Genomic DNA, 6,442 nt, shown 5'->3' with positions numbered 1-6,442 from the left:
CGACATCTCGAAGCGTGGAGAACGGCCGCCCCAGCTGTCCCGAGAAGAACCGCAGATCAGCAGGTCGGGTGACCAGCGAGGATAAACGCCAAGCTTAGTCGCTGCCGCGCCCGCTGCGGGAGTTAAATAAAGGAGCTCGCCTTGGATCTCGGATTCGAACGCATCGCCGTTATGCTGGCTTTGGTTTGGTGGATCTCGAACGTGTGTATCGCTGGCAGTATGAGGTTTTATACTCGCTTCGACATCAAATTTCCTCGCTAGCGACCTCATATTCGTTAGCCTTCCGGCCAGCTTCTAGCCCTTGCCTTTCTGACGGTCGACATCGCTGCGGCATGACTCCTGGGCGGGAGTGGCAGAAGACTCCCAGTTGCACTTTGCTGGGTATTGGCGTGCTGAGCCCGGCGAGCGTGGATGCAAGTCCATTAGTCTGGCGAGGTGCTCGATGAAGCCTCGGCTTGAGGCCGGCGGGCGTTAGCCGAGGCTTCTGGAAAATTGTTACGGACACCACGTGGTCTAGCTACAAAGAAACCCCAAGTCGCTGACTTGGGCCTTCGTCGTGGAGCGGGTGACGAGAATCGAACTCGCGCTCTGCGTTTGGGAATCACAGGTGCTTTGTTTGCTTCCTTGCAGGTCAGCGGCTTAAGTGGGTGTCGGGCGTGATCTGTGGAGTCGCTGTTACGCGCTCCGATTGGCCGTGGTTCACCGCCTCGACTGGCTCGACAGTGGTGCGATATGGATGAGTGCCACTTCGCCGTCGCTGTCGAGGAGGTGGCAGGGGGCATCGGTGCTGGGCAGGGGAGTTGACTGCATCGAGTTGAAGTTGGACGAGGTCCTACAGGAAACCTCCGACATTCGTGGCGACGTCGCCGACCACGAGACCAGGCTCCGTGCGCTGGAGCGTGCTCGGTGGCCGCTGCCCACGATCACCGCGCTGGCCGCTGTCGCCGCCGTGGTGATCGCGCTCTACCGCTGGCCTGCACGCGCCACGCCCCTCCGTCCAGCTTCCGGGCTGGACAGAGGGGCGCTCTCCGCGTTTCCCGCCTAAGGCGCCCTCAGCAGCTGAGGACCTTACTAGAGCCCTGCGCCGCGTCGTGCTGGGACCACCGCGGTCACACCCAGACGCTTCGCTCGGTTCCCCAGCCCCAAGCGCCGAGGGCTTCGCCGCCATAGGCACCTGCCTGGAGGTACACACGCCCATCCGTACGCAGACGGCCCGTTTCCTTGATCGCCGTTGTTGTCAACTCGTCGGTGCAGGACCCTCGCGTATACCGCCAGCTTTCGGCACTGGACCCGAAAGCCAGGCTCCACAGCTGATCCGGTCCTTGTTTGCGGATGCACCTGGCTTTCACGGTGCCTTTCAGTTCATAGCGGTCACCGGTCCGGGTGACCGTGCCCGTGATGTCCACGTTGTAGTAATTTTGGGCATAGTTACTGCCCGACTTGTACGTCACATGGAAGTCCTTTGGTGCGGCAGCCGCGGGGTTGATCCCGCTCAGCGTGACCAGCACCGCCGTTACCGCACAGAGCGCGAACCGGGCAGCGGCCCGGCAGGCCCCAACCGCCCATTGCCTGGACGTCATCGTTCCTCCAGAGGAGTCGAAGAAGTTCGGATCTCTCGCTGGGACTGTCGAGGAGAGGAAACCGCGAGGCCCGGGGCACGAGGTTCTTCATCACCGCGCCCGCATCCTGGACCGGATCGTGAACCTCCGGAGCGATCGGGCTGGACACGCCACCGTCGACGAGCGGGGACGCATCCGCACGTGCCGCTCCGGAAGAACGGGGAGTCAATGCGGCGCCTGCCGTGGTCAGCCGACAGGAACACTTGACCACCTCGCCCTCCGGTTCGACCGCAATACCCCACTACGTGCAATCCCGGTCCTCACCCTGCCCGCAACGACCCCTGGCATAGCCGAGGCACGGCAGGACAACCCCATGGGGTGACAGGGGGAAACGTGGATTCGATACGGCCGGGCCACCAGCCGGGCTGAGGGAAGCCTGATCGCCCTCTACCGCTGACCCGCACGCACCGCGCCCCTGCTCTCCCACGGGAGGGCAGGGGCGCATTGGTCGTGCCCAGGACTCGGCGGCCTATTTCACTTGAAGCGGTGGGGGCTGGAAACGGAGCGTCAGCTACCACAGCCAGCCCCCGACCCTACCCGTTTGAAGGACAGCAAAGCCCCCGGTCAGCGGGGCGTCATCGCTGGGCGATGGGGAGGGCTGCTGAGGTCAGGTGGGCCAGCTCGTTGTGCCCGTACTCGTTGGGGTGAGCCGCGCCCCACAAGGCATAGTCGGGGTTGGTCCTGGGGGCCGGGACGGGCCAGATCCACCGGTTGGGGGACGCGGGCTGGCAGGGCTCGTGCCCCTTGAAGTGGTCGTAGGTGTTCACGTAGGTGACAGCGAAGCTGGGCTCTTTCGCGGCCAGCCCGGTGACGGTGTCCTCGACGCTTGCGTTGAACGCTTCGAACTTGCCCCGCAGCCACACGAGGTCACCGTGGGAGACCGGCCCGAGCCCGTTCCTCAGGAAGGGGATGGGATCGGTGTAGAAGTTGCACCGTGTCACGTCCTGGGGGATGACCACGGGATAGCCGACGACCGCTACCTGAGCTTGCGGAGCCCGCTTGTAAATTTCCAGCAGGGCCTTCCGGATTTCCTCCTGTGCACCTGGGATGTCGAACTGGTAGTTTTTCTCGCCGTTTTCGGAGCGGTCCTTGCACGAGGTGCCCTGGGGGTCGTTGCCCCTGCCGGTGCCGCCGAAGTCGCGGTCGGTCCCGTCATTGATGCAGGTGAGGAAGGTGTTGCTGACTCCGCTGTCGTTGCCTCCCATCTGAAATGTCACGTACTTCGTCCCGGCGTCGACCTCGTCGATCATCGCTGCGGTTCGCCCGCCGTCGATGGACTCCCAGAAGCCGCCTCGTCCGGACCCCCAGACACCCTTCTTGAGGGTCGCCCCGTTGCAGGAGGTGTCGGTGATGTCCCAGCCCTTGGCCTCGGCCAGCTGATGGGGATAGTTCCTCAGAGACCGTCCGCCGCAGGCTTCGTCGGTCGGGTCGAGCGGCTCGATGGACCCGCCGGCGGCGAACGAGTCACCGATCGCCACGTACTTGGGATCGGCCGCGGACGCCGCGCGCACCGGATGGGACTGCGGTACGGCGACCGCGGCAGACAGCCCCACGCCGAGCAGGGACGCGGCGGCCGCAACGATCGTCGAACTGCGCAGCAGACGGCGTGACGAACCTCGACCGGGCAAGATGACCTCCTCGTTGGTGCCCCCACCTCAAGGCAGGTAGGGACTCCGACGAATACTCACCAAACTCTCAGGTAAGAGGCAAATCGGTACACCATATGGGTGACGGGGATGTTCGAGTTTCCGCAAAGTCTCGATCGGCAAGCCTCTGGCAGTCATCGGCGAACTGGTCGACGAGGGAGTCCAGCTCCTGGCGCGGCATGCCGGTCAGGGCCGGATCGACAGCGCAAGCCGCTGAATCGGGCGAAGACGTCGGTCAACAAGTTGATCGCCAGTGAACGGGCGGTGCGCGAGCGGACTGGGCAGAGGCCAGTTTCCTGCGTGGAAAGCACGTTTGGGTGATCTCTCGCCGCAGTAACGATCCGCCAGCCGGACCGTCGCGAGCGTGATCAGGATGATTCTGCAACTGCGGCGTACGACCGTCCTCGCCGTGTCAACCCTCCTCGCGCCTCGCCCTCGCTGCGGCTCCCGCCCCCGCTCACACGCCGCCCCTCTCGCCACCGTCAGCCCGGTCCATGCCGGAGCCGGTGGACGCAGCGACCGCCCGCACTCAACTCGCCCAGCTCACCGTCACCGAAGAGGTCACACCGCCCGGCTACAGCCGAACAAAATTTCCGCACTGGGCCACCCAGCACGGCAACTGCGACACCCGCGAGGTCGTGCTCCAACGCGACGGCCAGGACGTCGTCCAGGATGCCGCGTGCCGAGCGGCCGGTACCTGGTACTGGCCGTACGACGGCGCCAGCTGGACCGACGCGACCGACCTCGACATCGATCATGTGGTGCCGCTGAAGGAAGCGTGGCGGAGCGGCGCGGACAGCTGGACGACAGCGCAGCGACGGGGCTTCGCGAACGACCTGACTCGTCCGCAGCTCATCGCCGTCACGGACAATGTGAACCAGGCCAAGGGCGACAAGGACCCGGGGAAGTGGATGGTTCCCCTGGCCTCGTACCGGTGCACGTACAGCCGTGCCTGGGTGCAGGTGAAGCACTTCTACAACCTGAGCATCGACTCCGCGGAGAAGGCCGCGCTCGAGAACGCCCTGAACAACTGTTGAGCCTGTCACCCACCGCGCGCCCCCTGTCTGGCCTTCATCGGCTGGGCAAGGGGCGTTTCGCTGCGCTCGCTGCGAGCGTGGGCACGCAGAACGCCTCGGCTCCGTGGAGCCGAGGCGTGCGGCCCGGAGCCGACCGGGCGTACCGTTCTGGTGTCGAGTCAGAACGGAGTTCAGTATGCACGCTCTGCCACATGACCACACCGGCGCGCGAATCAAACGGCTGCGCCTGGAACGCCACCTCACCCAACGGGCCCTATCCGACCTGTCTGCGGTGCCATACAGCACCCTCACCAAGACCGAACAAGGCGTCCTGCCCGCCACCCCGCACGTCATCGCCAGCATCGCGCGCGCTATGCGTGTCGAAGTCGCGAGCATCACCGGCCAGCCCTACGTCATGGAGCTGCGGGCCGATGAACTGGACGTGTTGATCCGACCGATCCGTGAAGCGTTGGACGTCTACGATCTCGGCGTCGACCCCGACATCACGCCACGCGCTCATCAACTGCTCAGCGAGGACGCGGAGGGGCTACTCGTCTCCGTTCGCGCGGGGGAGATCAAGCAGGCCGCGAGCCAGGTGGCGGGCCTCATCCAGGAAGCGACCACCGCGGCTCACTCTGCGGAAACCACAGAGGGCTGGCTGCTGCTGGCCAGCACCTACCGGACTGCATATGACGTCGCTTCGAAGCTCGGTTTCGGAGATCTGGCGATGATGGCTCTGTCCCGTATGGACTGGGCGGCGCAGCGCGGCTCCGATGCGGTAATCGGTGGCATGTCCCGGTACATGCGGGCCCTGACCTATCTCCGCGACGGCCAGTACCGCACGGGAGAACGCCTTGTGACGCTCGGCCTGACCACATTGGAGCAGGCGGACCCTGGACGCGAACGCGACGTCGTAACCGGCCAACTCCACCTCGGCGCCGCTGTCATGGCCGGGCGTGCGAAGGACAGGGGGCGGGCCGAGGGCCACTTGGGCGAGGCCAAAAAGATCGCCGACCGGACCGGCGAGGCCGTGCCGGTGCACTGGCTTGCGTTCGGCCCGACCAACGTCGCGGTGCACAAGGTCTCGGTACTCGCGGAACTGGACGAATATGGGGCCGCTGCGGAGGCAGGCCAAAGCGTGTCCTTCCCCCAGGACTGGCCTGCCTCCCGGAGGAGTCACCACCACGCTGAGATGGCCCGCGCACAGATGTGGACCGGAGACATCGACAGCGCTTTCAAGAACCTGTTGTCCGCAAGGAAAGCCGCACCTCAGCAGGCTCGGCATCATCCGACCGTCCGCGAGACCTACGCAGGACTGGAAGCGGCCAAGCGTCAACTGCCCGACAGCTTCCTGTCCTACGGCTCTTGGCTGTCCGTCTGACGCTCCGTGAAGCCTTGGCCCCGACTATCACGAAGTCGTGATAGTCGGGGCCTTTTCGTGGCGTCAGCATGGCTCCACTCGTCCACGAGCACATGGAGCCGACCATGTCCACCGCGCCACCGCCGCTCGCGTTCATCTACGACCGCCACGCCACCGAGCACCGCGCCCCCCTCGACTTACGCCTCGACGGCTGCCGGAACTGGGCCGCGCTGCACGGCTGGGCGATCGCGGGTATTTGGCTCGACCTCGGCGACGCGGCCCTGACCGACGGGCACCGCCGCCAGTTCGATGGCCTGTGCGGCGCGATGGCGCTGTACGCGGGCAACCGCGAGGTCCTGTGCCTCGTCCACACCTGGGACCGCCTCACGCGCACCGACGCATGCCCCGAGTATCAGCGCAAGGTCGCCGCGGCCGGCGGGTACACGGCCACCTGCCTCGGTGAAGACGACCAAGGGGCATTCAGCTCGGCCGCGCACGCCGGGTCCACAGGGCATGTCTCATGACCACGGCCCTGTACACGGCCCCCGCCTGTCGCCTCGACGAACACGCCGAATGCCACGGTCCCGGGGAGACCCGGCTCGCCTGGCAGACGCCCACACAGCCGCCGGTCGAAACGCTGCGCTGCAACTGCCCCTGCCACCGCCCGGAGGGACCGCGGTGACCCAGCGCACCCAGCAGCTGCTGTACGCCGTGGTCCTGGCCGTGCTCCTGGCCGTGCTCGCGCTCGGTGTCGCCTCCGGGGGCCGGTCGTGACACTCCGGCTCCGGATCGACCCGACGG

Annotated in this window: 7 protein-coding genes; 5 read left to right on the top strand and 2 right to left on the bottom strand. The window is 65.9% G+C overall.

From position 1 onward, the window contains the following. The first annotated feature begins 736 nt into the window (after positions 1–736). Complete coding sequence (locus AB0M67_RS39765; RefSeq protein WP_365752878.1) at positions 737–1,045, top strand: hypothetical protein; 309 nt, start codon at positions 737–739, stop codon at positions 1,043–1,045. 64 nt (positions 1,046–1,109) lie between these two features. On the opposite strand, the gene AB0M67_RS39760 is transcribed toward AB0M67_RS39765, so the two are convergent. Together AB0M67_RS39760 and AB0M67_RS39755 are read right to left on the bottom strand one after the other, a co-directional pair. Next, on the bottom strand, positions 1,110–1,508 hold the full coding sequence (locus AB0M67_RS39760) for a hypothetical protein (RefSeq protein WP_365752876.1): 399 nt from the start codon (positions 1,506–1,508) through the stop codon (positions 1,110–1,112). A gap of 686 nt (positions 1,509–2,194) precedes the next feature. Continuing rightward, positions 2,195–3,247 carry an SGNH/GDSL hydrolase family protein gene (locus tag AB0M67_RS39755; protein ID WP_365752874.1) on the bottom strand — a complete coding sequence of 351 codons (1,053 nt, stop codon included), beginning with the start codon at positions 3,245–3,247 and terminating at the stop codon, positions 2,195–2,197. 512 nt (positions 3,248–3,759) lie between these two features. On the opposite strand from AB0M67_RS39755, the gene AB0M67_RS39750 reads away from it, so the two are divergent. The 4 genes from AB0M67_RS39750 to AB0M67_RS39735 all read left to right on the top strand — a co-directional run bounded on the left by AB0M67_RS39750 (position 3,760) and on the right by AB0M67_RS39735 (position 6,323). Then, complete coding sequence (locus AB0M67_RS39750) at positions 3,760–4,302, top strand: HNH endonuclease family protein (RefSeq protein ID WP_365752872.1); 543 nt, start codon at positions 3,760–3,762, stop codon at positions 4,300–4,302. 175 nt (positions 4,303–4,477) lie between these two features. After that, positions 4,478–5,662: a helix-turn-helix transcriptional regulator gene (locus tag AB0M67_RS39745; protein ID WP_365752870.1), complete on the top strand. Its 1,185-nt coding sequence runs from the start codon at positions 4,478–4,480 to the stop codon at positions 5,660–5,662. A 104-nt stretch (positions 5,663–5,766) separates the two neighbouring features. Beyond that, positions 5,767–6,165, top strand: coding sequence for a hypothetical protein (locus AB0M67_RS39740; RefSeq protein ID WP_365752869.1), 399 nt, complete (start codon positions 5,767–5,769; stop codon positions 6,163–6,165). After that, complete coding sequence (locus AB0M67_RS39735; RefSeq protein WP_365752867.1) at positions 6,162–6,323, top strand: hypothetical protein; 162 nt, start codon at positions 6,162–6,164, stop codon at positions 6,321–6,323. The genes AB0M67_RS39740 and AB0M67_RS39735 overlap by 4 nt, the downstream gene beginning before the upstream one ends. The last annotated feature ends 119 nt before the right edge of the window (positions 6,324–6,442 follow it).

This window comes from Streptomyces sp. NPDC051662, from assembly GCF_040681655.1.
Taxonomy (GTDB): Bacteria; Actinomycetota; Actinomycetes; order Streptomycetales; family Streptomycetaceae; genus Streptomyces.
Note: the sequence above shows the minus strand (reverse complement) of the source record. Positions and strands in the feature narration are given on the sequence as shown.